The following is a 24,724-nucleotide window of genomic DNA, read 5'->3' on the forward strand; positions in this document are numbered from 1 at the left end:
CCGCTCATCCTTCGGCCCCCGCTCGAAGCAGGTCGGGGAGGGCGAGGCGGCGCTGGCCGACCGCGATGCCCACGGAGACGGCGGCCAGACCCGCGAGCAGCGTTCCCGGCAGCAGCACGAGCGCCTGCCAGGGCACGACCAGACCGCCGCCGGAGGGGTTCGTGCCGGGCACGACGATGGTGCCCATGACGAGGAGCGTCAGCACACCGCCGCCGAGGCCGACCGCGATCCCCGCGAGAGCTGTGGCGACGGTGTCGACCGCACTGATCACGATCATGTCGCGGCGCGACAGACCCAACGCCCGGAGCTGCGCGGCCTCGAGCTGCCTCGAGCGGCTCACCGATGCCGCGCGGGCACCGAACCCCGTCAGCGCCAGCAGCACGATCGCCAGGACCGCGAGGGCGGCGGCGGCGGGGATCTCCGCCCGGAGAGGAGCCTGCAGCATCCGGTCACCGAGGAGAGATGGAGTGATGACCGCGCTCGCCGCATTCTGGGGGGCCGGTATGCCGGTCGCCCAGAACTCGTCGACGAAGGGACCCTCGGCCGAGGCCTGCACGAGCCGGTGCACGAGGGCCCGGCCGTCGACCACGATCGTCGACCGGCTGCGCGAGGTCGAGGGGATGCCGGCCTCGAGCGCCCGCAGGTCGTCGGCGGTGGCGGCACCCGGCACCCCCGTGGTCGTGCCGACGAGGCGGAACGTCACCGGGGTCGCGGCGACGATCGCCGTGAAGCCGGCGCCGGAGGTCACGTCGAGGTCGTCGGCGAGCGTCTCGGGAAGCACAGCACCGATCGGGGCCGTCGGATCCCACCCGACGGCCCCGACGGTGATCGGTGTCGAACCGAGCGGCGCCGTGACCGTCACGTCGATCGACGAATCCGCGACCGTCAGCACGGGGGCGTCGATGGTCTCGTCGTCCACCGAACCCCGCCATCCGGCGGCTTCACCGAGCGGCAGGGGAGTCGCCGGGGCAGCCTCCGCCGTGGTCGTGGCGAAGGAATCGAGGGTCAGCACGATCGGAACGGACGGGAGAGACTCGCCGGTCTGCTGCACGAGCATCAGCACCCCGATCAGCTGCGTGATGCCGCGATAGTCCACCTCACCGGTGAGGGTGACGGGTCCGCCCCCCGCGGCGACCCCACCGGCCGGGATCACCGCGATGGCGCCCGAGTCGTTCTCGACCACCATCGAGATGTCGGCCGTCACGCCGTCGGGTGCCGACAGGGCGGCGCGCACCTCGACCGTGCGGCTGCCCTCGGGTACCGCCGGACCGGTGTCGCCGTCGCCGTCTGCGGGAAACTCGTCGACGATGGCCGACCCGCCCGCCGCCCCCACGAGCCCCGATCCGAGCATGCTGCGGGCGGCCGCGTCGAGACCGAGCAGCTGGGCGGAGGCACCGGGCACCACCTCGTCGAGGCCGGGGGTGACGGGCTTCGACACGAGCACCTGTCTGCGGATGACCGGTTCGGCTCCCGGGGGCAGCTCGGCTTGCAGCGCCCCCGCCTCTCCGGCGGGGATCCGCGCGGGCGGCCCGACAGCCACGGCGGCCTCGTCGCGCACAGACCGCTGCCACGTCGCATCCACACCGATGACGACCACCGATGCGCCGACGGCCAGCGCGACGAGGGCGATTCCGGCGGCGCGCCCCCGGCTGCGCGACGCGAACCAGCCTGCCAGCGGAGCGACGACACCGCGCCCCCGCGCGGCCAGCGCCGCGACCGGGCGGGTCAGCAGGAGTGCCGCTCTGCTGCCGAGCACCGCTGCCGCGGTGAGGAGGACCGAGGGGGCCGCTGCGAGGAAGGGGTCGCTGCTCGACAGCTCCGTCGTCGTCACGCGCCAGGTCACCAGGCCGGCGACGACGACGATCGCGGTCGTCCCGGCCACCGACAGCGCTCCTCTCGGCGAGGGGGAGTGCGATCGTGTGCTCGATGAGGGGAGGCCGAGGAGAACGGCCACCACGATCGCGACCGAGGCGGCACCCGCCCAGGTCGCCCCGTCGGGTGCGATCCAGGCCGGGATGCCGGCGTCGGCCAGCGCGGGGAGCCGCGAGATCGTGGCATGCAGGAGCACACCACCCCACGGGCTGACGAGCGCGACGACCGCACCCACCATCACCGCATCCATCCCGATCACGATGGCGCGCTGCCGGCGGGATGCTCCGCGGTCGTTCAGGAGGTCGAGCTCGGTCGAGCGGGCCTGCACGATCAGTCGCGTCACGGCTGCCACGGCCAGGATCGCGACGACGAGGAGCAGGAGGGCGATCACCAGCGCCATCCCCCGAGTGGCACCGAGTCCGGCCTCCACGTCGCCCACGGCGCCCTCGATCTCGCTGTCGACGTAGACCGAACTGCCCTGGTTCGAGCCCGCTCGCGTGAGGGGGGACTCGGCATCCGCTGCCCGGTCCCGGAGCGACGTGAGCCCCCCGAGGTCGAGTCGCGTGAAGGTGGGATGCTCGACCGCCTCGAGCTGCGCGGCTCCGAACTCCGACGCGTCGATCCCGCCCGGAGCGGCGATGAGCGGTCCGATCGCGTGCACCGGGTTGAAGAAGCCGCGGTCCGGCTCGGGGAAGTCGACGGCGTCACCGGCGGCCGCCAGCGGATCGTTCTCCCAGAAGTACCCCGACCGGGGCTCCGCCTCGTAGATGCCGTCGACCCTCAAGACGGTCGGGGTCTCGCCGTTCGAGGTGATGCTGTCGCCGAGCGTCAGCCCGAGGGAGCGCGCGGCAGCTGCGGGAACGGCCACCCCCGGCGGCGAGACGGGCCAGCTGCCCTCGGTGAGGGTGGCAGCGGCATCCGGGTCGTCGAGCTCGACGAGGGAGAAGAACACCTCGTCGGGTGTGACCGCCCAGTCCGAGGTCGCCCACGCTCGGCTGGCCCAGTCGACGCCGGGGCCGTACGCCTGCTCCGTCGCGTCGTCGATCTCCGTGCGGGTGGCGGAGAGAGGGGACGCCGGGTTCACGACGCGCACGGTGACATCGACCCGGTCGGCCGTCATGGATGTGAGGGCTCCGCTGATGCCCGCCTGCTCGGCCGACCGCACGAGCAGCAGGGAGGCCGCCAGCACCGATCCGGCGATGACGGCCACGGCCAGCACGAGAGTGAACAGCGCCCACTGCGTGCGCCAACGACGGGCGGTGAGGGTCGTCACCCACGCGCCCATCAGACCCGGAATCGTGATGCTGTTCACCCCCGTCGGCCCTGCGGCGATGCCGAGCTCAGAGCGAGTGTATTCTCCTCGTCCGCAGCTGACCTGTCAGCACTCCGGCGAGCACGAGCGCCGTGCCCACCGCCTGCTGCACTCCGAAGGCCTCGTGGGCCAGGAGCGTGCCGAGTAGCACCCCGGTCACGGGGTTGAGCAGCCCCACGAGCCCGACCGAGCCGGCCGGCAGGTGGCGGAGGCCCGCGAACCAGGCCACGAAGGCGAGCGCCGTGGCCACGAGGGTGACGTAGGCGAAGGCGAGCGCCGCCGGTGCGTCGACCGCGGGAGGCGGGCCCTCCACGAGCGCCGCGAGCGGAAGCACCACGAGGGCGCCCGCGATGAGCTGCCACGCGGTGAGCGGCAGCAGGCGCACACCTGCTCCCCACTTCTTGGTGAGCACGAAGCCGAGCGACGACATGAGCATGGCGCCGAGGGAGACGGCGATGCCGAGAGGGTCGATGGGGGAGCTCCCGGTGCCGGTGTCGTCACCGCTGAGGAGCATGAGGCACACCCCCGCGAATCCGATGGCCGCGCCGATCACCGAGACGAGCGCCGGCCGCTCCGAGAGCAGCGGCCAGGCCAGCAGCAGGAGCACCGCGGCCGAGGAGGCCATCACGGTCGAGGCCACGCTCGTGGGCAGCAGCTGCGACGCGAGGTAGATGAGCACGAAGAAGGCGCCCACGTTGAGCGTGCCGAGCACGATCGACTTCCACCACCAGGAGCCGCGCGGCCGCTCGCGGGCGAGCGCGAGCAGCAGGAGGCCCGCGGGGAGCGCCCGGATGACCGCTCCCCACAGGGGTGCGTCCTCGGGGAGGAACTGGCGGGTCACGAAGTAGTTCGACCCCCAGGCGATCGGCGCGATCGCCGTGACGAGCAGCCAGCGCCATTTTACTTCCATGGAAGACACTATAGCTTCCCGGGAAGATAGAGGGAAGATAGAGTCGAGGGATGGCAGAGGAGACCGGCGACAGGGTCGCGCGCATCCAGTCGGAGTGGCGTCGGGAACGCCCCGACATCGACGTGTCGCCGCAGGGGGTCATCGGCAGGCTGCACCGGCTGGCGGGAGCGCTCACCCACGAGCTCGTGGCCGTCTACCGGCAGCACGGTCTCGGCGAGGGGGAGTTCGACGTGCTCGCCACGCTGCGGAGGAGCGGCGCACCCTACGAGCGGGCGCCCGGTGATCTCGCCGCCCACACGATGGTCACCACGGGGGCGATGTCGAAGCGCATCGACAGACTCGAGGCCGAGGGGCTCGTGAGTCGTCGCCAGGCGGACCCCACAGAAGAGGGAGTCATCGACGGGCGACGACGCCTGGTGGCGCTCACCCCCGCCGGCCTCGAGCTCATCGACGCCGCGTTCGCCGACCACATGGCCAACGAGGCGCGGCTTGTGGCCGAGCTCGATCCGGCCGATCGGGCCGACCTCGAGCGCATCCTCACCCGGTGGCTCGCCCGCCACGAATCGCCCTGATCGCGACACGCCGAGCGGCCCGGATGTCGGTGGTCGGACTTATCCTCAGGCCATGGGATCGAATCTCTCCACAGGCGACCTCGAATGGGCGGAAATCCGCCCTTCAGCCTGTGGAGTGAGGGGTCGAAACCCTGTGCACAAAGAGGGGTGACCTGTGGATAATTACACCGGTGTAACACTTCATCTAGTGGTGCTCGATATCGCCGGTAACTAGATGTAGTATTGAACTCCCGGCGCTGAGAGCCCCCTGACAGGGCTCGCGAGGTCGGAAACCACTCACTTCCGTCTTCTTTTCGACACTCGAGAAAGGTGCTCACCCCATGGCGATCACGGTCTACACCAAGCCTTCCTGCGTGCAGTGCACTGCAACCTACCGCGCCCTCGAGAACAAGGGTCTCGAGTTCGAGATCTTCGACCTCTCGGTCGACGAGAAGGCACTCGAGACCGTCAAGGAGCTCGGCTACCTGCAGGCCCCCGTGGTCATGACGAGCGAGGGCGACCACTGGTCCGGCTTCCGCCCCGACAAGATCGCGGAGCTCGCCAGCCGCGCAGCGGTGTGACCGAAGACCTCGTCTACTTCTCGAGCGTCTCCGGCAACACGCATCGCTTCGTGGAGTCGCTCGGCCGGCCCGCGTCGCGCATCCCGATCCGCGCTCGCGACGAGAAGCTCAAGGCCACCGCACCCTACGTGCTCGTGCTCCCCACCTATGGAGGGGGCAACGGAGCGGGTGCGGTTCCCAAGCAGGTGATCCACTTCCTCAACGAGGAGGGCAACCGATCACTCATCCGGGGCGTCATCGCCGCCGGCAACACCAACTTCGGCGAGGCCTACTGCCTTGCGGGCGACATCGTCGCGCGCAAGACGCAGGTGCCGCTGCTCTACCGATTCGAAGTATTCGGAACCCCGGATGACCGCGAGGCCGTCCAGATTGGATTGGACACACTGTGGAAGCAACTCTGATCGACGCACCTCAGGCGGCGCCGGCACTCGACTACCACTCGCTCAACGCGATGCTGAACCTCTACGACGACAACGGACTGATCCAGTTCGACAAAGACAAAGAGGCCGCCAAGCAGTACTTCCTGCAGCACGTCAACCAGAACACGGTCTTCTTCCACAACCTGCGTGAGCGCCTCGACTACCTCATCGAGAAGGAGTACTACGAGCGCGAGCTCATCGAGTCGTACTCGTTCGAGTTCATCCAGCAGCTCAACGACCTCGCCTACTCGAAGAAGTTCCGCTTCGAGACCTTCCTCGGCGCGTTCAAGTACTACACGAGCTACACGCTCAAGACCTTCGATGGAAAGCGCTACCTCGAGCGCTTCGAGGACCGCGTGGTCATGACGGCCCTCGGTCTCGCCCAGGGCGACGAGAAGCTCGCCGTCAACCTCGTGGAGGAGATCATCGGCGGCCGCTTCCAGCCCGCCACCCCCACCTTCCTCAACACCGGCAAGGCCCAGCGCGGCGAGCTCGTCTCGTGCTTCCTGCTGCGCATCGAAGACAACATGGAGTCGATCGCCCGCGGCATCAACTCCGCCCTGCAGCTCTCGAAGCGCGGCGGCGGCGTGGCCCTGCTGCTCTCGAACATCCGCGAGGCCGGCGCCCCGATCAAGCAGATCGAGAACCAGTCCTCGGGCATCATCCCCGTCATGAAGCTCCTCGAAGACAGCTTCAGCTACGCCAACCAGCTCGGTGCGCGTCAGGGGGCCGGCGCCGTCTACCTGAGCGCCCACCACCCCGACATCATGAAGTTCCTCGACACCAAGCGCGAGAACGCCGACGAGAAGATCCGCATCAAGACGCTCTCACTCGGCGTCGTCGTGCCCGACATCACGTTCGAGCTCGCCAAGAACGACGAGGACATGTACCTCTTCTCGCCGTACGACGTCGAGAAGGTCTACGGCCTGCCCTTCGGCGACATCTCGGTGACCGAGAAGTACCGCGAGATGGTCGACGACCCGCGCATCCGCAAGACCAAGATCAAGGCCCGCGAGTTCTTCCAGACCCTCGCCGAGATCCAGTTCGAATCCGGCTACCCGTACATCATGTACGAAGACACCGTCAACAAGGCGAACCCCATCAAGGGCCGCATCAACATGTCGAACCTGTGCTCGGAGATCCTGCAGGTCAACACGCCCACGACCTACAACGAAGACCTGTCGTACGACCACATCGGCAAGGACATCTCGTGCAACCTCGGGTCGATGAACATCGCCCTGTCGATGGACTCGCCCGACTTCGGCCTCACCGTCGAGACGGCCATCCGCGGCCTCACCTCGGTGTCGAACCAGTCGCACATCACCTCGGTGCGCTCGATCGAGGACGGCAACGACAAGTCGCACGCCATCGGCCTCGGCCAGATGAACCTGCACGGCTACCTCGCCCGTGAGCGCGTGCACTACGGCTCGGAGGAGGGTGTCGACTTCACGAACATCTACTTCTACACCGTGCTGTTCCACGCGCTGCGCGCCTCGAACTCCATCGCCATCGAGCGCAACGAGAAGTTCGACGGCTTCGAGGACTCGACCTACGCCTCGGGCGAGTTCTTCGACAAGTACACGGATGCTCCGTGGGTGCCGGCCACGGCGCGCGTCGCCGAGCTGTTCGCCTCGTCGGAGATCGCCATCCCCACGCAGAGCGACTGGCTCGAGCTCAAGGCCTCCATCCAGGCCCACGGCATCTACAACCAGAACCTGCAGGCCGTGCCGCCCACCGGCTCGATCTCGTACATCAACAACTCGACCTCGTCGATCCACCCCGTGGCCTCGAAGATCGAGATCCGCAAGGAAGGCAAGATCGGCCGCGTCTACTACCCGGCTCCGTTCCTCACGAACGACAACCTGGAGTACTACGCCGACGCCTACGAGATCGGCGCCGAGAAGATCATCGACACCTACGCCGCGGCCACGCAGCACGTCGACCAGGGCCTCTCGCTCACGCTGTTCTTCAAGGACACCGCCACCACTCGCGACATCAACCGGGCGCAGATCTACGCCTGGCGCAAGGGGATCAAGACCATCTACTACATCCGTCTCCGCCAGCTCGCGCTGGAGGGCACGGAGGTCGATGGCTGCGTCTCGTGCATGCTGTGATCGCCCACCCTACAATCCGAAAGACACTCTCATGACCCCTCCTCCCTCCGAGCCGCTCAAGCTGCTGAACAAGGTGCAGGCGATCAACTGGAACCGCATCCAGGACGAGAAGGACGTCGAGGTGTGGAACCGCCTGGTCAACAACTTCTGGCTGCCCGAGAAGGTGCCGCTGTCGAACGACGTGCAGTCGTGGGCCACGCTCACGCCGGCCGAGCAGCAGCTCACCATGCGCGTGTTCACGGGTCTCACCCTGCTCGACACCATCCAGGGCACGGTGGGCGCGGTGTCGCTCATCCCCGATGCGATCACGCCGCACGAGGAGGCCGTCTACACGAACATCGCGTTCATGGAGTCGGTGCACGCCAAGTCGTACTCGTCGATCTTCTCGACCCTGTCGAACACGAAGGACATCGACGAGGCGTTCCGCTGGTCGACCGAGAACCCGAACCTGCAGAAGAAGGCGTCGATCGTCCTCGACTACTACCACGGCGACGACCCGCTCAAGAGGAAGGTCGCCTCGACGCTGCTCGAGTCGTTCCTCTTCTACTCGGGCTTCTACCTGCCGATGTACTGGTCGTCGCACGCCAAGCTCACCAACACGGCCGACCTCATCCGCTTGATCATCAAGGACGAGGCCGTGCACGGCTACTACATCGGGTACAAGTTCCAGCGTGGGCTCGAGCTCGTCGACCAGGCCAAGCGCGACGAGCTGAAGGACTACACCTTCTCGCTGCTCTACGACCTCTACGAGAACGAGACCCAGTACACGCAGGATCTCTACGACGAGGTCGGTCTCACCGAAGACGTCAAGAAGTTCCTGCACTACAACGCCAACAAGGCGCTCATGAACCTCGGCTACGAGCCGATGTTCCCGAAGCAGGTCACCGACGTGAACCCGGCCATCCTCTCGGCGCTCTCGCCGAACGCCGACGAGAACCACGACTTCTTCTCGGGGTCGGGCTCCTCCTACGTCATCGGCAAGGCCGTGAACACCGAAGACGAGGACTGGGACTTCTAGCCCCTCCTCCCCGCACCACGACGCCCCGTCCGCCTCTCCAGGTGGGCGGGGCGTCTGTCGTGAGCCGTCGCGGAGTGTTCAAGTGGGGGATGGGTGGTGGGGGGTGGGGCCCCCTAGGCTGGTGGTTCTGTCCGGCGAATGAGGAGTGCTGTGGGCGTCGTTAGAAAGTGGGTCTTCCCGATCCTCAGAATCGTCCTGATCCTCGTGATCGCCGTTGCGCTGGGCAAGCTGGCCTTCTTCCCCGACACCACGGAGGAGGCGGATCCGGCCGTGCCGACGGGTGAGATCGTGGAGCCCCGCACGACCGTGGGCCTCGGCAGCATCACCAACGACGTGATCGTGCAGGCCACCATCGCGGCCGACGCCGCGGTACCCGTGAAGGCCACCGCCGCCGGTGCGGTCGACGAGGTCTTCTACGCCCAGGGTTCGGCCGTGAACGCGGGCGACGTGATCTACGACGTGAAGGTCGAGATCGAGCGCGACCCCGCCGAGACCATCGACGCCGAGGGCAAGCCGCTGCCCGCGATCTTCCGCTACGTGGAGGTGACCGCCCCCACCTCCGGCACGCTGAGCTCGCTCGGTGTGATCCCGGGCCAGTCCGTCACGATCGGCGAGACCACGGGCCAGGTGGCCCCGCCCACGTTCTCGGTGACCGGCACGCTCGAGCCCGCCCAGCAGTACCGGCTCGTCAACCAGCCCACCGAGGCATCGATCGCCATCAGCGGAGGCCCGGCACCGTTCACGTGCACGGGGCTCAGGATCACCACCCCGCTACCGGGCAGCACCGGTGACGACGCCGGCGGCTCGGGAGGGGTGACCGGGGGAGGCGGCTCGGGCGGAGGCGCAGGCGGCGGGGCCGGATCCGGGACCACCGTGACCTGCCCCGTGCCGGACGGACAGGTGGTGTTCTCGGGGCTCACCGCCGAGATGACCATCGCGGGAGGCCAGGTCGACAACGTGCTCGTGGTGCCGATGACCGCCGTGCGCGGCGCCGCCCAGACCGGCACCGTCTGGGTGCCGACCGCCGACGGCGGCACCGAGGAGCGCGCGGTCGGGCTCGGCCTGAGCGACGGCACCGTGGTGGAGATCACCGGGGGTCTCGCCGAGGGCGAGGAGATCCTCGAGTTCGCTCCCGGCGCGCTCGCCGTGCCAGGGGGCGGCGAGCCCGGCATGGAGGGCTGCGTGAGCCTGCCCGACGGCAGCATGAGCTGCGCGGGCTGATGACGCTGCTCGAACTCCGCGAGGTCACCCGCACGGTGCTCCCGCCCGATCAGCCGGCGCTCACCATCCTGAACGGGGTGGATCTCGCGGTCGAACCGGGCGACCGGGTGTCGATCGTGGGGCGATCCGGATCCGGGAAGTCGACCCTGCTCAACCTCATGGGCCTGCTCGACCAGCCCACGAGCGGAGTGCTGACCTTCGACGACCGACCCGTCAAGTCGTACTCGAGCGCCGAGCGCGACCGGGTGCGCGGGGCGCGGATCGGCTTCATCTTCCAGCAGTTCAACCTGCTGCCCGGGCGCACCGCGCTCGAGAACGTGACCATGCCGCTGCTCTACGCCACCGGCCAGCAGTTCTGGAAGCGCAAGGCCATCGCCGCCTCGATGCTCGAGCAGGTGGGGCTCGGCCATCGTCTCACGAGCCTGCCGGACAGGCTCTCCGGCGGCGAGCAGCAGCGTGTGGCCATCGCGCGCTCGCTCGTGCGCGGGCCGAGCCTCATCCTCGCCGACGAGCCCACCGGCGCCCTCGACCTCGACACCGGGCAGACCGTCATGGAGCTCATCGACGAGGTGGCGACGGAGACGGGGGCGGCACTCGTGATCATCACGCACGATCCGGCCATCGCCACGCGGGCCAGGGACCACTACCGGCTCGACCGGGGTGTGCTGACGCGGTCGGATGCGGGCGTGGGGGCTCCGGCGGATGCGGATGCGGATGCGGGGGCTGCGGCATGAGGCGCGTGCTCACGGGCTTCGTGGGGGCCGTGCTCGAGGCGTGGCAGGAGCTGCGCATCCATCGCACCCGGGTGCTGCTCTCGCTCATCGGTGTGGCGGTGGCGGTGTGCTCGCTCACCACGGTCGTGGCGCTCGGCGGCATCGTGCAGCAGGCCAACGAGGAGCTCAGCGAGCGCTCGAGCGGGCGGCCCGCCACCCTGTACCTGACGGCGTACAGCGACGGCACGGGCGCGGGCGCGGCCTCGGGATCCGGCTCGGGCGAGATCGACGGCGAGCTCATGGACGCCACCTGGGCCGACACCCTCGAGCGCTACGACGTGACCTACGGCAGCCGACTGCTCTCGGGCACCCAGAACGTGGGGTTCGTCGATGGCATCGTGCCCGTGGGTGTGCAGGCGGTCGACCAGCCCTACGGGGAGATGCACCGCGTGCGCGTGAGCGAGGGCGCCTGGTTCACCGACGCCGACGAGACGCAGCTCGCACCGCGGGTGATCGTGAACGAGATCTTCTGGGAGCGCCTCGGATCGCCGGCGCTCGAGACGCATCCCACGGTCGAGCTCGGCGGCCAGGGGGCGCAGCCCAGCACGATCGCGGTCATCACGGGGGTGACCCCGGTGGCGAGCTACGAGACCGAGCCGTCGATGTTCATGCTCGTCGACCAGTTCGCGGCCGTGCAGGCGGCCGATCCCACGAACGGCGGATCGGCGGCGGGCGGTGCGGACGCCGGGTTCAACCCGTTCGGCGGGCAGACGCAGTACGAGATGTGGGTGCCGCCCGACATCGCCGAGACGCTCATGCCGCTGCTGCAGCGCGACTTCGCCGCCGCCCTCGGCGAGGGGGTGCAGGTCGATGTCTACCGGCAGGACTACGCGCAGTTCGGCGACGATCCGTTCCTCGTCACGAAGCTCGTGGTGGGTGGGATCGCGGTGCTCGTGCTGCTGCTCGGTGCTCTCGGGCTCGTGAACATCGCGCTCGTGACCGTGAAGCAGAGGGTGCGGGAGATCGGCATCAGGCGCAGCTTCGGGGCCACGGCGGGTCGGGTGTTCTTCGCGGTCATGATGGAGAGCGTCGTGGCGACGGTCGCCGCCGGTGTGGCGGGGGTCGTGGTGGCGGTGCTCGTGGTGCAGAGCCCGATGGTGCGGGATCTGGTGGGGCAGGGGATGATCACCGACTTCCCGCCGTTCCCCGTGGAGGCCGCTGTGCTCGGGCTCGTGGCGGCGACTGCCGTGGGGGCGCTCGCGGGGCTGCTGCCGGCGCTCGTGGCGGTGCGTGTGAAGGTGATTGACGCGATCCGGTACTGAGTGCTCGTGCGTGCGTTCTCGCTGGGGGCTCGGAGTCAGACCGGCGAGATCGGCGGGTTGCCGGTGAGCACCGCCACGATGTTCTGCACCACGAGCTCGCCCATCCGTTCGCGTGTGGCCACGCCAGCGCTGCCGATGTGGGGCACCGCCACCACGTTCGGCAGCTCGAGCAGGCCGCGGCTGATGGCGGGCTCCCACTCGAAGACGTCGAGGCCGGCCGCGCCGATCTCCCCGTGGCGGAGGGCCTCGATGAGGGCGAGCTCGTCGACGATCGGTCCGCGGGCGGTGTTGATGAGGATGGCCGAGGTCTTCATGGCGGCGAACTTCTCGGCGCCGATGAGGTGCCGCGTGTCGGGGGTGAGCGGGCAGTGCAGCGAGACGACGTCGCTCTCGGCGAGCAGCTCGTCGAGCTCGACGGGGCGGATGCCGAGGGCGTCGGCCTCCTCGCTCTCGGCGCGGGAGCCGGTGGCGACGATCCGCATGCCGAACGCGGCGGCGCGACGGGCCACCGCCATGCCGATGCGACCGAGACCCACGATCCCGAGCGTGGCACCCGCGCTCACGTCGAGACCCACGAAGAAGTCGGGCTGCCAGCGCCACTCGGCCCCGGTGCGCACGAAGCGGTCTGCCTCCACCACGCGGCGGGCCGTGGCGAGCAGCAGGGCGAAGGCGAGGTCGGCGGTGGCCTCGTCGAGCACGCCGGGGGTGTTGGTCACCACGATGCCGCGGGCCGTGGCGGCGGGCACGTCGATGTTGTCGTAGCCGACGCCGAGGTTGGCGACGAGACGCAGGGAGGGGCCCGCGGCGTCCATGACCTCGGCGTCGATGCGGTGGGTCACGAGGCTCGCGATGGCGGCGGCGCCTGGCACGGCGGCGAGCAGGGCGTCGCGGTCGGCGGTGCTCGTGGTGACGTCGACGGGGGAGCCCGCGAGGCGGGCGGCGGCGTTGGGGGGCAGCTCGAACGTGAGGTGGGCGCGGGGGCGGCGCGCGACGGCGGCGTCGTGCGGGGGCGTGCCCGCGTCGAGGGTGGTGGCGGTGCCGGTGGCGGTGGGATCGGCGGGGGTGCCGGGCGCGGGCTGTTCGGCGGGGGTGCTGCCCCTGGGGGGAACGGAGGGCGTCGTCGCATCGCTCATGACTCCACTCTGGCATCTCGGGTCGACGCCGTGGGGTGCGTGGCCTCGGATGCCTGGGCCCGGTTGACAGGGGGAGGGGCGGCGTGAGGGGATGAGCGGGTGTCTTCTCGTGTCGTGATCGCGCCGGATTCGTTCAAGGGCACCGCCACCGCGGTCGAGGCCGCGGAGTGGCTGGCCGAGGGGTGGTTGTCGGAACGGCCGCACGATGTGGTCGAGCGCATACCGATGGCGGATGGCGGTGAGGGCGCACTCGACGCTTTCGAGATCGCCCGCCCCGATGCGCAGCGCATGCCGGTCACCGTCACGGGGCCCGACGATCGCGTGATCTCGGCGACGTGGCTGTGGCTCCCGCCTGTCGCCGCTGCTGGTGCCGGCGTCGAGTCCGTCACCGTGGGCGGCGGTGCGGAGGCGGGCGCGGATGTCGGCGCCGGCGGGCGGCTCGGAGGGACCGCTGTCGTGGAGCTCGCGTGCACGAGCGGGATCACCCTGCTCGACCGGCTGCGGCCGCTCGAGGCGCACACCATCGGGTTCGGCCAGGCCATCCGTGCCGCCCTCGACGCAGGTGTCGATGCGGTCGTGCTCGCCATCGGCGGCAGCTCCTCCACGGATGGCGGCGCCGGGGCCCTCGAGGTGCTCGGCGCGAGCTTCACGGGAGACGACGGGCGCCACGTGGCACCGGGGAACGGGGGGCTCGCGTCGATCCGTCGCGCCGATCTCGCCGGGCTGCGGGATCTGCCACCCGAAGGCGTCACGGTGCTGAGCGACGTCGACAACCCGCTGCTCGGGCGGCGCGGGGCTGTGGGGGTCTTCGGGCTCCAGAAGGGGATCGGCGAGGCGCTCGAAGCTCAGGCCGAGGCCAATCTCGCGGTCTTCGCGCGAGTGCTCTCGGGGGCGGCGGGCATCGACCCCGAGACGCCGGGCGCGGGGGCTGCGGGCGGCACCGGATTCGGGCTGCTCGCGTGGGGCGCGCGGCTCACGCCGGGGGCCGCCGCCGTGGCGGAGCTGCTTCAGCTGCCGCAGCGGCTCGTGGGGGCCGATGTGGTGGTCACGGGGGAGGGGCGCTTCGACGACCAGTCCGAGTCGGGCAAGGTGCCCGGCGCCGTGCGCGACCTCGCTCGCGCGGCGGTGGGTGCGACGGCGCAAGCCGGGCCGCGGGTCGCTCTCGTGGCGGGGTCGATCAGCGGTCCGACGGAGTCGTTCGACGAGGCCGTGTCGCTCACGGAGCTCGCGGGATCCGCCGAGGCCGCCATGGCCGATCCGCGACCCCATCTCGTGGCCGCCGGTGCCGCACTGGCACGCGCCTTCACCCCCTGATCCTGTGGATCGGGTCGGGTTCTCCCCAGATCCCGATCGCGCCGCACCGAGGTGACCGAAGGGTGCCAGAGTGAGGGGATGACCGCTTCCAAGCGTGCCTGGCAGTCGCTCGTCGTCCTGCTCGCCGGCATGTGCATCGCCCTGCTCGACACCACGATCGTCAACGTGGCGCTCCCCTCCATCCGCACGAGCATCGACGCCAGCGAGGCCACCCTCAGCTGGATCATCTCGGGCTACGCCCTCGCCTTCGGGCTCGCGCTCATCCCGGCGGGGCGGGTGGGCGACCGCATCGGGCACAAGTGGGTGTTCTTCACCGGCGTGGGGCTGTTCACTCTCGCGAGCGTGGCCTGCGGGTTGTCGCAGAACGACTTCCAGCTCGTGGCGTCGCGGGTGGTGCAGGGGCTCGCGGGCGGCATCTTCGTGCCGGCCGTCACCGCGTACATCCAGCTGCTGTTCCCGGCGCAGATGCGGGGCAAGGCGTTCGCCATCATGGGGGCTGTCATCGGTGTCTCCACGGCGCTCGGGCCCATCATCGGCGGTCTCATCATCCAGGCGTTCGGGGCCGAGGAGGGGTGGCGGCTCGTCTTCGGCGTCAACCTCCCCATCGGCCTCGCCACCCTCGTGGCGGCCGCCATCCTCCTCCCGGGCCGCCGCGAAACCGCCGAGGTAGCAGCGGGCGCCGCCGCCCCCACTGCCGGCGCCCGCGGATCAGCCCCTTCCGGCGCATCCGCCGCTCCCGGTACTCCCACCACGCTCGGTGCGCCTGCGGGTCGCGGGGGCGGGGAGGCCGGCGGCTCGGTGAAGGGCGGGATCGACTGGGTCGGGCTCGTGCTCGTGTCCGGGGGGCTCATCGCGCTGCTGGTGCCGCTCATCCAGGGCGAAGACGAGGGCTGGCCGCTCTGGACCTACCTCACCCTCGCCGCCGGCGTGCTCCTGCTCGTGGCGTTCGGCGCCTGGGAGGTCGCGTACACCAAGCGGGGCAACCTGCCGCTCGTGCCGCCCAAGCTGTTCAGGCACCCGGCGTTCACGGGAGGAGTGGTGCTCGCCCTCGTCTACTTCGCGGCGTTCACGAGCATCTTCTTCACCATCTCGCTGCTGTGGCAGAGCGGTCTCGGCCACACCGCCCTCGAGGCGGGGGCGGTGTCGATCCCGTTCGCCATCGGTTCCATCCTCGGGTCGAGCCAGAGCAACCGGCTCTCCCAGCGCCTCGGACGCACCGTGCTCGTCATCGGCACCGCCGCGGTGGCGCTCGGTCTCGCGTGGGTGTGGCTCGTGCTGCTCTTCACCAACCCGGCCGACCTCACCAACTGGCTGCTGCTCGCGCCGCTGTTCATCGCCGGTGTCGGCAACGGTCTCTTCATCGCGCCGAACGCGCAGTTCATCGTGGCGACGGTCGACCGGGCAGACGCCGGGGCGGCCTCCGGTGTCATCAGCGCGATGCAGCGCATCGGCAGCGCCGTGGGCATCGCGGTCATCGGCAGCGTGTTTTTCGGAACGCTCGTGGTGGCCGGGTCGTCGGCGGATGCGGTGGCCACGGGCTTCGTGAACAGCTCGGCCGCGGCGATGGGCGTGAGCGTGGCGTTCGCGGTGGTCGCCTTCCTCCTCGTCTTCGCCCTCCCCCGCCGCACCGCAGCCCCGGGCGGCCACTGACGCTCGGGTAGCGTGGGGGCGTGAGCGAGAGCGCGGGACGACCGGACTTCGAGATCGCGCTCGAACCCGGGCCGGCCATCCGGGTGGCGCCCGCCACGATCGTCGCGGTGTGCGGCGGCAACGGCTCCGGGCTCGGCACCGTGCTCGCCACCGTGACCGACCGCGTCGGCCGGCAGCACAAGAACGATCCGGCGCGCGTGGCCGTGCTCTCCGCCCGCTCGGGGGTGGCCGGGGGGTTCGACCTCATCGAGAACGTGTTCCTCGGATCCGTGCCGATGCGCCGCCTCGGTCCCATCCCGATCGGCGTCGACAGCACGCGGATGCGCACCGAGGCCACACGCGTGCTCGGCGACCTGGGCGTGGCGCTGCCGCTCTCCACGAAGGGGGATCAGCTCGGGGAGCTCGACCGCCTGCGCGTCGAACTCGCCAGGGCACTGGTCGGAGGTGCCTCCCTCCTCGTGATCGACGAGCCGAGCGCCGTGCTCGACGACGCCGACAGCGAGACGTTCTTCGCGCTCCTCGCCACCCTTCGCGACCGAGGCACCGCGTTCGTGATCCTCACGCAGAAGCCGCGGCAGGCCCTCGACTACGCCGACGAGGTCGTCGTGCTGAACCGCCACCGCCTCGTGGCCCGCCACCCCCGCACGGAGTGGGCAGCAGGCACCGCCCCCACCCACGCCACCCTCCTCCACGAGCTGTTCGCCGCCCCGGGCAATCCCTCCCCACCCACTGCGGCCGACCCAGCTTTCCTCACCCCGCCCGCCCCCGCCTCCCTGCCGGTTCCCGCATCCGCGCCCGCCGTCCCGGCCGCCCCCACCCCACCCTCTCCGCCGGTTCCCGCATCCGCGCCCGCCGGGACGCTCGGGGCCGCGGGTGGGAGGCGTGGAGGGGTGCTGCTCGCGGTGCGGGGGTGGAGTGCTCGGGATGTGCTGCGGAGCGAGCGGCTCGTGGTGGACGACGCCTCGTTCGAGCTCGGGGAGGGGGAGCTGCTCGGGATCGCCGGGCTGCGGCGGTCGGGCGCGGAGGACCTGCTGCTGAGCGTCTACGGCCGATCCGCCGGCGTCGACGCCACCGGTGAGGTCAGCGTGCGCGGCGCCGTGGTGCAGACCGACACCATCGAGCACGCCATCGCCGCAGGGCTCTTCTTCGCCGGCACCTCGCAGCAGCGCTACCGCATGCACCTGCTCGGCGGACTCACGGTGCCGGTCTCGCAGACCCGGGTGCGCGGCCTCGCCTCCCTCGGTCTGCTGAGCGAAGCCACCGACGCCCCCGACGAGGGCGACCGCAGCGCCGGCGCCAAGCTCCTCGGCCGGGTGCGCTCCCTCAGCCGCGAGGGAGACCAGGGCGCGCGCGTGCTCGGACTCCTCGAAGCCTTCCCCGCCTCCGACCGTCAGGTGCTCTTCCTCATCGAGCCCTTCGACGGAGCCTCCGCCGCCGAGCGTGACGCCATCCTCACCGCTCTCGCCCCCGCCCTCGCGGGCGGCAAGGGCGCGGTGCTCGTCGCCTCCGACACCGAGCTCCTGCTGCAGAACTGCGACCGCGTGCTCACGATGGCCGAGGGCCGCATCACGGGCTCCCTCCCGAGCGGCGCCTCCCTCGCCGACGCCGCCCCCCTCCTCGCCCCCTCCTGAGCGCCCGCCCCGCAGGTGGGGAGGGCGGGAGGGCGGAGGCGATAGCGTGGGAGGGTGAGCGTGGGGGCGGGGGAGACGGCGGACGAGGCTGCGGGGCGCGGTGCGCGGCGCGGGACGGACGACGCTGCTGGGCGCGGTGCGGACGGCTCGGCCGGGCGCTCGGCGCGGTGGGGGCTCGTGGACGTGGTGGCGGGGGTGCTGCTGTTCGTGCTGCTGTCGGCGCTCGTGCAGGCGCTCGTGCGGCTGCCGCAGCTCGCCGATCAGCCGCAGGTGCGGTGGGCGCTCGAGCAGGTGGTCGCGGGATGGCTGCCGCTCGTGGTCGTGGTGCTCGTGGCGTGCTTCTGGCGCGGCCGGCGCAGTCTGGCGGCCGACTTCGGGCTGCGCTTCTCCCTCATCGACCTCGCCATCGGCCTGCTCGCCGGCCTCGTGCTGCGCGCCGCCGCCGTGGGCATCGCCGAGCTCGCCCGCCTCGCGAGCGGCACTCCGAGCACCCCCTACGACGGCGGCGTCGGACCCGATCCGTTCTGGTTCGTGCTCACCGCCATCGTCGCGGCCTCGATCGTGACGCCCGTGGTGGAGGAGCTCTACTTCCGCGGCCTCGTGCTGCGCTCGATCGAGAACGCGGTGGGCGGGCGCTCGGGATTCGCCGCAGCCGTGGCCGTGGTGGGGTCGTCGCTGCTGTTCGTGCTGTTCCACCTCGACGGTGCACCCGAGACCGCCGCCGCCGTCTCCCGACTCGTGACGCTCTTCGTGGTCGGTCTCGTGCTCGGCAGCCTCGCCGTGCTCACCCGGCGCCTCGGCCCCTCCATCCTCACCCACATGGTCTTCAACCTCTCGGTGGCCGTCATCGACATCGCCTCGAGCGCAGCAGGCCCCACCACCCCGACGCTGAGCTGATCACGCGGGGTACCATCTCCAGATGCCGTCAACGCCGACCCCCACCCCCTACAAGGTCGCCCGCCGCTGGCCGGTCGTCTCCGCAGCGGTGGCCCTGCTCGTGGTGGGCCTGCTCACACTCGTGCTCGTGCTCAGAGGCCAGACCGCCCTGCCCTTCGAGATCGACTCCGAGTGGATGGACGAGGTGCTCGAGAACCGCAACGCGTTCTGGGAGGCGCCCTCGCTCCTCATGAACTACCTCGGCGGCGGCGCCATAGCGGTCTTCGTGGTCCCGCTCCTCGTGATCGCCCTGCTGCTCGTGTTCCGCCGGCCGTGGTCGGCGCTCTTCTACGTGCTCGCCACCATTCTGAGCGCCGCACTCGTGCAGATCCTCAAGTCGGTCGTGGGGCGGCCGAGGCCCGAGGACATGCTCGTGGTCTCCGACTTCGGATCCTTCCCCTCCGGCCACGCCGCGAACGCCGCCACCCTCGCGGTGGCGCTCGGCATCGTGTTCGCGCGGGTGTGGGTCTGGGTCGTCGGATCCGCCTACACCGTGCTCATGATGGCGAGCCGCACCTACCTCGGTGCGCACTGGCTGAGCGACACCGTCGGCGGGCTGCTGCTCGGCGCCGGCGTGGCCGTGCTGATGTGGGCCCCGTTCGCGGCCCGGCTGCACCGGGAACGCCAGGCTCCGCACACCCCGATCTGGAAGAAGCTGCCCGCCAGCCGGTAACGTCGACCCATGAGCGCGCTCCCTGTCACCGTCGAAGCCATCGAGCTGCACCGCATCGGCATGCCGCTCGTGCGCCCCTTCGAGACGAGCTTCGGTCGCCAGACCGCTCGTGAGGTGCTGCTGGTGCGCGTGCGCACGGCGGAGGGCGACGGCTGGGGCGAGTGCGTGGCGATGGCCGATCCGTTCTACTCGAACGAGTACATCGACGGCGCCGAGGCCGTCATCCGCTCCTACCTCGCCCCCGCCCTGCTCGCGGCCCGCACCATGAGGGCCGACGACGTGGCGGGCCTGCTGCGCTTCGTGGTGGGGCATCGGATGGCGAAGGCCGCCCTCGAGACCGCGGTGCTCGACGCCGAGACGCGTGCGGCGGGCATGAGCTTCGGCGAGTACTTCGGCGCCGTGCGACCGGAGGTGGACTGCGGCGTGTCGGTGGGGATCGCCCCCTCGATCGACGAGCTGCTCGCCGAGGTCTCCGAGTACGTGCAGGCCGGGTACCGGCGCATCAAGCTCAAGATCAAGCCCGGCTGGGATCTCGAGCCCGTCGCCGCCGTGTGCGAGCTGCTCGGCCCGGAAGCGCTCCTGCAGGTCGATGCCAACACGGCGTACACGACCGCCGACATCGACCACCTGCGCGAGCTCGATGCGTTCCGTCTGCTGCTCATCGAGCAACCGTTCGTGGAGGAGGACATCCGGGCGCACGTGCTGCTGGCCCGCGCCATCGACACCCCGGTGTGCCTCGACGAGTCGATCACGGGCGTGGAGGTCGCCATCGACGCGATCGAGCGCGATGCGACCTCGATCGTGAACGTCAAGCCGGGCCGGGTGGGCGGCTACCTCGAGGCGATCCGCATCCACGACGCCTGCCTCGAGCGCGACGTGCCCGTGTGGTGCGGCGGCATGCTCGAGACCGGGGTGGGGCGCGCGGCGAACGTGGCGCTCGCCGCGCTGCCCGGCTTCACGCTGCCCGGCGACACCTCGGCGTCGGATCGCTACTTCGCCGAGGATCTCACCGAGTCGTTCGTGCTCGTCGACGGCCGCCTCGCGGTGCCGACGGGCCCGGGCTCCGGCGTGACCGTGCGCGAGGAGCTGCTCACCGACTGGGCGCTGCGGGCGCCCGTCGAGCTCGCCGTGTCGTGACCGACCTCATCCGGCCGTACCGCCCCGACGACCTCGAGGCGGTGCAGCGCATCTGCGTGCAGACAGGCGACGCCGGGCGGGATGCGACAGGGCAGCATGACGATCCGCGCGAGCTGACCGACCGCTGGGCCACGCCGTACCTCAATCTCGAGCCCACGCACGCCGTGGTCGCCGAGCGCGACGGCGCGGTTGTGGGCTACGTGCTCGGCACGGCCGACACCCGTCGCTTCGCCGCGCGCTTCGAGGCCGGCGAGTGGATCGGGCCAGCGGGAAGCGCCCTCGATCACACGGAGCGATCCGACCACGCGCGACATATGCTCATCCCGGAATGCGACGCGTTCCCGGCCCACCTGCACATCGACATCCTCGAGCAGGGGCGCGGCGGAGGCCTCGGCAGGCGCCTCGTGCAGCACTTCGTCGACACCCTCCCGGCTCACACGGGAGTGCACGTGGTGGTCGACCCCGGCAACCCCGGTGCGCTGTCGTTCTACCCCCGGGTGGGCTTCGAGCGCGTGCGCACCGGCCCCGACGGGGTCGTGTTCGCGCTCAGCCCCGAGCGGCCGACTGCTCCGACGACGGAGCTCCCAGCACGAGGATCTCCGGCGACAGGAGCGCGATGAGGATGAGCGCGAGCAGCGCGATGATCCCCACGATCGTGAGGCGCCCCGCCCACGGCCAGCGCTCGAACCAGAACAGCAGCTCGGGCACGTCCCGCCGGAGCTGAGCGGTGGTGACGGGGTCGGGCGACCGGCGCACGGGCACGCCGAACGTGGAGGCGACGGTCTCGATGGCCTCGTTGGTCCAGTACTCGCCGCGCAGGCGCACCAGGAGCTCGCCCGCCGAGTCGACGAGGAACAGCTGGCGGTCGGTCTCGGCGGTCACCCCGCGGTAGACGTCGAGCACCACGGCGGCCGCGATCCGCTTGGCCGGAACACGCGTCTCGCGTCGGAAGAACCCGCGCTCGACGACACCGTCGTCGGTCAGACGGATGCTGACCCTGCGCAGCAGCGCGGCGCCCACGAGGTAGAGCGCGGTCACGAACGCGAACGCGACGACGACCCTCAGCCACGTGCCGCGGGGGATGGCGAACCACAGCATGGCCGTGAACACGGGCAGGATGAGGGCGGCGGCGGCCAGGCGCACCTGCCGGATGATCTGCACGCGCGGCCGCATCACGACGCCCGCCCGGCTGTTCCCCGCATCCACGTGTCGAGGATACGGGCGGCATCCGGCCCGCCGGGGGCGGTCGAGTGGGGGACATCGCGGCACCCATGCCCAGCCAGCGCTCAGCTACCCCTCTACTCCCCTCGAACCGAGGTCCAAAGTCCCTTCTCACGGTGCCCCACGCTTCCTAGGCTGGCCCCATGACAGAACCCCGCACTGTCCCCCTCTCCTCCGTCGACCTGTGGTGGCGTGCCGCCAACTACCTCTCCGTGGGGCAGATCTACCTGCTCGACGATCCGCTGCTCGAGCGGCCCCTCACCCGCGACGACATCAAACCGCGGCTGCTCGGCCACTGGGGCACCACCCCCGCCCTCAACTTCATCTGGGCGCACCTCAACAAGCTGATCGTCGAGCGCTCCGCCGACGTGGTCTACATCGCCGGCCCCGGCCACGGCGGCCCAGGAGTGGTGGCGAGCGCCTGGCTCGACGGCACCTACTCCGAGCTCTTCCCCCGCATCACGCGCGACGGCGAGGGCATGCAGCGGCTGTTCCGCCAGTTCTCGTTCCCGGGCGGCATCCCGTCGCACGCGGCGCCGGAGACCCCCGGCTCCATCAACGAGGGCGGTGAGCTCGGCTACTCGCTCGTGCACGCCTACGGCGCCGTGCTCGACAACCCCGAGCTCGTGACGGCGTGCGTGGTGGGAGACGGCGAGGCCGAGACGGCCACGCTCGCCGCCAGCTGGCACCTCAACAAGTTCCTCAACCCGGCCACCGACGGCGCCGTGCTGCCGATCATCAACCTCAACGGCTACAAGATCGCGAACCCCACGCTGCTCGCGCGCATCCCCGAGAGCGAGCTGATCGCGCTCTTCACGGGCTACGGCTACGCCCCGCGGATCGTGAGCGGCGGCTTCGACGGCGAGGATGCGGCGGCCGTGCACGAGCGGTTCGCCGAGGCGCTCGCGGCATGCTTCGACGACATCACCGCCATCCAGTCCGCCGCCCGCGCGGAGGGTTCCGACGACGCCCGCCCGGCCTGGCCCATGATCATCCTCAAGACCCCCAAGGGCTGGACGGGCCCCAAGGAGGTCGACGGCCTGCCTGTCGAGAACACCTGGCGCTCGCACCAGGTGCCGCTCTCGGGTGTGCGCGACAACCCGGAGCACCTCGCGCTGCTCGAGGAGTGGCTGCGGAGCTACCGCCCCGAGGAGCTCTTCGACGCCGACGGCCGCCCGGTCGATCTGCTCGACGCAGTGCACCCCGAGGGCACGCTGCGCATGAGCGACAACCCGCACGCCAACGGCGGACTGCTGCGCCAGGACCTCGACCTGCCGCCCCTCGACCCCCGCGCGGTGCGGATCGGCGAGCGCCGCGGAGCCGAGGAGGTCGAGCCCACGCGGGTGCTCGGCCGGTGGCTGCGCGACGTGATGGCGGCCAACCCGCTCGACTTCCGCCTGTTCGGGCCCGACGAGGTCGAGTCGAACCGCCTCGGCGACGTCTACGAGGTCACCGGCAAGCAGTGGCAGGGCGAGGTGCTCCCCACCGATCTGCATCTCGGTCACGAGGGCAGGGTCATCGAGGTGCTGAGCGAGAACCTGCTGCACGGTCTGCTCGAGGGCTACCTGCTCACCGGGCGGCACGGTCTGTTCACCTCCTACGAGGCGTTCATCCACGTGGTCGACTCGATGTTCAACCAGCACGCCAAGTGGCTCGAGTCCGCGGCGCACGTGGAGTGGCGTCGGCCCATCTCGTCGTTCACCTACCTGCTCTCGTCGCACGTCTGGCGGCAGGACCACAACGGCTTCTCGCACCAGGATCCCGGCTTCCTCGACCACGTCGTCAACAAGCAGGCGAGCATCGTGCGGGTGTACCTGCCGCCGGACGCGAACTCGCTGCTGGTCACCGCTGAGCACTGCTTCGCCACGCGGGACCTGGTGAACGTGATCGTGGCGGGCAAGCATCCCACCGGCGCTCTGCTGAGCCTCGAGGAGGCGCGCACCCACGGTGCCCGCGGCGCGAGCGTGTGGGAGTGGGCGGGCACCGAGCGCGAGGGCGAGGAGCCCGAGGTCGTCGTGGCGTCGGCGGGCGACGTGCCCACGGTCGAGGCCATCGCCGCGGTGCAGATCCTGCGCGCGGAGATCCCGGATCTCGCGGTGCGCTTCGTGAACGTCGTCGACCTGATGCGCCTGCAGGAGAGCACCGAGCATCCGCACGGCCTCGACGCCGCCTCGTTCGACGCGCTCTTCACGGTGGACAAGCCCGTGGTCTTCGCCTTCCACGGCTACCCGTCGCTCGTGCATCGCCTCACCTACCGGCGGGCCAACCACGCGAACATCCACGTGCGGGGCTTCCAGGAGAAGGGCACCACCACCACGCCCTTCGACATGCTCATGCTCAACGACCTCGACCGGTTCCGGCTGGTCATGGACGTCATCCGCCGCGTGCCCCGGCTCACCACCGCCTACGCGGGCCTCTCGCAGCGGATGGACGACGAGCGCGCCGCCCACCGCGCCTACACGCGCGAGCACGGCGAGGACATGCCCGACGTCGTGGGCTTCCCCGTTCTGCCCGCGGGGCGGCCGGAATCCGGTGCACGAACTACGATCGAGGGATGAGCAACCAGAACCTCCTCGGTGTGCCCGAGACCCAGCTGCCCGACGAGCCCGAGGTGCGCGAGGCGCTCGACCGCGCGATCGGCTTCGATGTCGACGAGGTGCTCGAGCAGACCGTCACCGCGCACCCGACCTCCTCGCTCGCCTGGGCGACCCTGGCCGACCGCGCGTGGTCGCGGCGCGAGCCCGTGCAGTCCTACGCCTACGCGCGGGTGGGCTACCACCGCGGGCTCGACGCGCTGCGCAAGGCCGGCTGGAAGGGGCACGGCCCCGTGCCGTGGTCGTGCAGCGGCAACCGGGGTGTGCTGCTCGCGCTCTACACGCTGCGTCGTGCCGCGGAGGGCATCGGCGAGACCGACGAGGTCGTGCGCCTGACCGAGTTCCTCGAGGGCGCCGACCCCGCCGCGGTGGCCGCGATCGAGGCCGGCGAGCGCTAGGCGT

Annotated in this window: 21 protein-coding genes; 17 read left to right on the forward strand and 4 right to left on the reverse strand. The window is 70.7% G+C overall.

Going from position 1 to position 24,724, the window contains the following annotated elements; genetic code table 11:
- Positions 1 to 4: 4 nt before the first annotated feature.
- Both ACEXQC_RS16605 and ACEXQC_RS16610 read right to left on the reverse strand, forming a co-directional pair.
- Positions 5 to 3,145 carry an FtsX-like permease family protein gene (locus ACEXQC_RS16605; protein WP_374824941.1) on the reverse strand — a complete coding sequence of 1,047 codons (3,141 nt, stop codon included), beginning with the start codon at positions 3,143 to 3,145 and terminating at the stop codon, positions 5 to 7.
- 67 nt (positions 3,146 to 3,212) lie between these two features.
- On the reverse strand, positions 3,213 to 4,094 hold the full coding sequence (locus tag ACEXQC_RS16610; protein WP_374824943.1) for a DMT family transporter: 882 nt from the start codon (positions 4,092 to 4,094) through the stop codon (positions 3,213 to 3,215).
- Positions 4,095 to 4,144: 50 nt separating this feature from the next.
- On the opposite strand from ACEXQC_RS16610, the gene ACEXQC_RS16615 reads away from it, so the two are divergent.
- From ACEXQC_RS16615 to ACEXQC_RS16650, 8 genes are all read left to right on the forward strand, one after another.
- Positions 4,145 to 4,666, forward strand: coding sequence for a MarR family winged helix-turn-helix transcriptional regulator (locus ACEXQC_RS16615; RefSeq protein WP_374824946.1), 522 nt, complete (start codon positions 4,145 to 4,147; stop codon positions 4,664 to 4,666).
- A gap of 320 nt (positions 4,667 to 4,986) precedes the next feature.
- A complete protein-coding gene (gene nrdH / locus ACEXQC_RS16620; RefSeq protein WP_374824949.1) occupies positions 4,987 to 5,226 on the forward strand; it encodes a glutaredoxin-like protein NrdH in 240 nt (79 codons plus the stop codon).
- Entirely contained in the window at positions 5,223 to 5,627 is a 405-nt protein-coding gene (gene nrdI / locus ACEXQC_RS16625; RefSeq protein WP_374824952.1) for a class Ib ribonucleoside-diphosphate reductase assembly flavoprotein NrdI, read from the forward strand. Before nrdH ends, nrdI begins: the two co-directional genes overlap by 4 nt.
- Positions 5,612 to 7,759 carry a class 1b ribonucleoside-diphosphate reductase subunit alpha gene (gene nrdE, locus ACEXQC_RS16630; protein ID WP_374824954.1) on the forward strand — a complete coding sequence of 716 codons (2,148 nt, stop codon included), beginning with the start codon at positions 5,612 to 5,614 and terminating at the stop codon, positions 7,757 to 7,759. Before nrdI ends, nrdE begins: the two co-directional genes overlap by 16 nt.
- A gap of 31 nt (positions 7,760 to 7,790) precedes the next feature.
- On the forward strand, positions 7,791 to 8,777 hold the full coding sequence (gene nrdF / locus ACEXQC_RS16635) for a class 1b ribonucleoside-diphosphate reductase subunit beta (RefSeq protein WP_374824956.1): 987 nt from the start codon (positions 7,791 to 7,793) through the stop codon (positions 8,775 to 8,777).
- Positions 8,778 to 8,927: 150 nt separating this feature from the next.
- Positions 8,928 to 9,998: a permuted SH3 domain-containing protein gene (locus ACEXQC_RS16640; RefSeq protein ID WP_374824959.1), complete on the forward strand. Its 1,071-nt coding sequence runs from the start codon at positions 8,928 to 8,930 to the stop codon at positions 9,996 to 9,998.
- Positions 9,998 to 10,732, forward strand: coding sequence for an ABC transporter ATP-binding protein (locus tag ACEXQC_RS16645; protein ID WP_374824962.1), 735 nt, complete (start codon positions 9,998 to 10,000; stop codon positions 10,730 to 10,732). Before ACEXQC_RS16640 ends, ACEXQC_RS16645 begins: the two co-directional genes overlap by 1 nt.
- Positions 10,729 to 12,033 (forward strand): ABC transporter permease, encoded by a 1,305-nt coding sequence (locus ACEXQC_RS16650; RefSeq protein ID WP_374824965.1) that lies wholly within the window; start codon positions 10,729 to 10,731, stop codon positions 12,031 to 12,033. Before ACEXQC_RS16645 ends, ACEXQC_RS16650 begins: the two co-directional genes overlap by 4 nt.
- Positions 12,034 to 12,068: 35 nt before the next feature.
- Here the strand turns inward: ACEXQC_RS16650 and ACEXQC_RS16655 are convergent, their stop codons facing one another.
- Positions 12,069 to 13,166, reverse strand: coding sequence for an NAD(P)-dependent oxidoreductase (locus tag ACEXQC_RS16655; protein WP_374824968.1), 1,098 nt, complete (start codon positions 13,164 to 13,166; stop codon positions 12,069 to 12,071).
- A gap of 99 nt (positions 13,167 to 13,265) precedes the next feature.
- Between ACEXQC_RS16655 and ACEXQC_RS16660 the strand changes: the two genes are divergently transcribed.
- The 7 genes from ACEXQC_RS16660 (at position 13,266) to ACEXQC_RS16690 (ending at position 21,127) form a co-directional block, all read left to right on the forward strand.
- Positions 13,266 to 14,480 (forward strand): glycerate kinase, encoded by a 1,215-nt coding sequence (locus ACEXQC_RS16660; RefSeq protein ID WP_374824971.1) that lies wholly within the window; start codon positions 13,266 to 13,268, stop codon positions 14,478 to 14,480.
- 78 nt (positions 14,481 to 14,558) lie between these two features.
- On the forward strand, positions 14,559 to 16,130 hold the full coding sequence (locus tag ACEXQC_RS16665) for an MFS transporter (protein ID WP_374824974.1): 1,572 nt from the start codon (positions 14,559 to 14,561) through the stop codon (positions 16,128 to 16,130).
- Between the two features lie 20 nt (positions 16,131 to 16,150).
- Positions 16,151 to 17,761 carry a sugar ABC transporter ATP-binding protein gene (locus tag ACEXQC_RS16670; protein ID WP_374824977.1) on the forward strand — a complete coding sequence of 537 codons (1,611 nt, stop codon included), beginning with the start codon at positions 16,151 to 16,153 and terminating at the stop codon, positions 17,759 to 17,761.
- A 54-nt stretch (positions 17,762 to 17,815) separates the two neighbouring features.
- On the forward strand, positions 17,816 to 18,658 hold the full coding sequence (locus ACEXQC_RS16675; RefSeq protein ID WP_374824979.1) for a CPBP family intramembrane glutamic endopeptidase: 843 nt from the start codon (positions 17,816 to 17,818) through the stop codon (positions 18,656 to 18,658).
- Positions 18,659 to 18,680: 22 nt separating this feature from the next.
- Positions 18,681 to 19,370 carry a phosphatase PAP2 family protein gene (locus tag ACEXQC_RS16680; protein WP_374824981.1) on the forward strand — a complete coding sequence of 230 codons (690 nt, stop codon included), beginning with the start codon at positions 18,681 to 18,683 and terminating at the stop codon, positions 19,368 to 19,370.
- 9 nt (positions 19,371 to 19,379) lie between these two features.
- Complete coding sequence (gene menC / locus ACEXQC_RS16685) at positions 19,380 to 20,507, forward strand: o-succinylbenzoate synthase (RefSeq protein ID WP_374824984.1); 1,128 nt, start codon at positions 19,380 to 19,382, stop codon at positions 20,505 to 20,507.
- A complete protein-coding gene (locus ACEXQC_RS16690; RefSeq protein WP_374824986.1) occupies positions 20,504 to 21,127 on the forward strand; it encodes a GNAT family N-acetyltransferase in 624 nt (207 codons plus the stop codon). Before menC ends, ACEXQC_RS16690 begins: the two co-directional genes overlap by 4 nt.
- Here the strand turns inward: ACEXQC_RS16690 and ACEXQC_RS16695 are convergent.
- A complete protein-coding gene (locus ACEXQC_RS16695) occupies positions 21,054 to 21,713 on the reverse strand; it encodes a hypothetical protein (RefSeq protein ID WP_374824989.1) in 660 nt (219 codons plus the stop codon). The genes ACEXQC_RS16690 and ACEXQC_RS16695 overlap by 74 nt on opposite strands.
- A 158-nt stretch (positions 21,714 to 21,871) precedes the next feature.
- Between ACEXQC_RS16695 and ACEXQC_RS16700 the strand changes: the two genes are divergently transcribed.
- Together ACEXQC_RS16700 and ACEXQC_RS16705 are read left to right on the forward strand one after the other, a co-directional pair.
- The gene (locus tag ACEXQC_RS16700) at positions 21,872 to 24,286 is read left to right on the forward strand and encodes a phosphoketolase family protein (protein WP_374824992.1); all 2,415 of its coding nucleotides are present in this window, start codon (positions 21,872 to 21,874) and stop codon (positions 24,284 to 24,286) included.
- Positions 24,283 to 24,720, forward strand: coding sequence for a DUF3151 domain-containing protein (locus ACEXQC_RS16705; protein ID WP_374824995.1), 438 nt, complete (start codon positions 24,283 to 24,285; stop codon positions 24,718 to 24,720). The genes ACEXQC_RS16700 and ACEXQC_RS16705 overlap by 4 nt, the downstream gene beginning before the upstream one ends.
- Positions 24,721 to 24,724 lie beyond the last annotated feature (4 nt).

This window comes from Herbiconiux liukaitaii (genome assembly GCF_041927495.1).
Lineage (GTDB): Bacteria > Actinomycetota > Actinomycetes > Actinomycetales > Microbacteriaceae > Herbiconiux > Herbiconiux liukaitaii.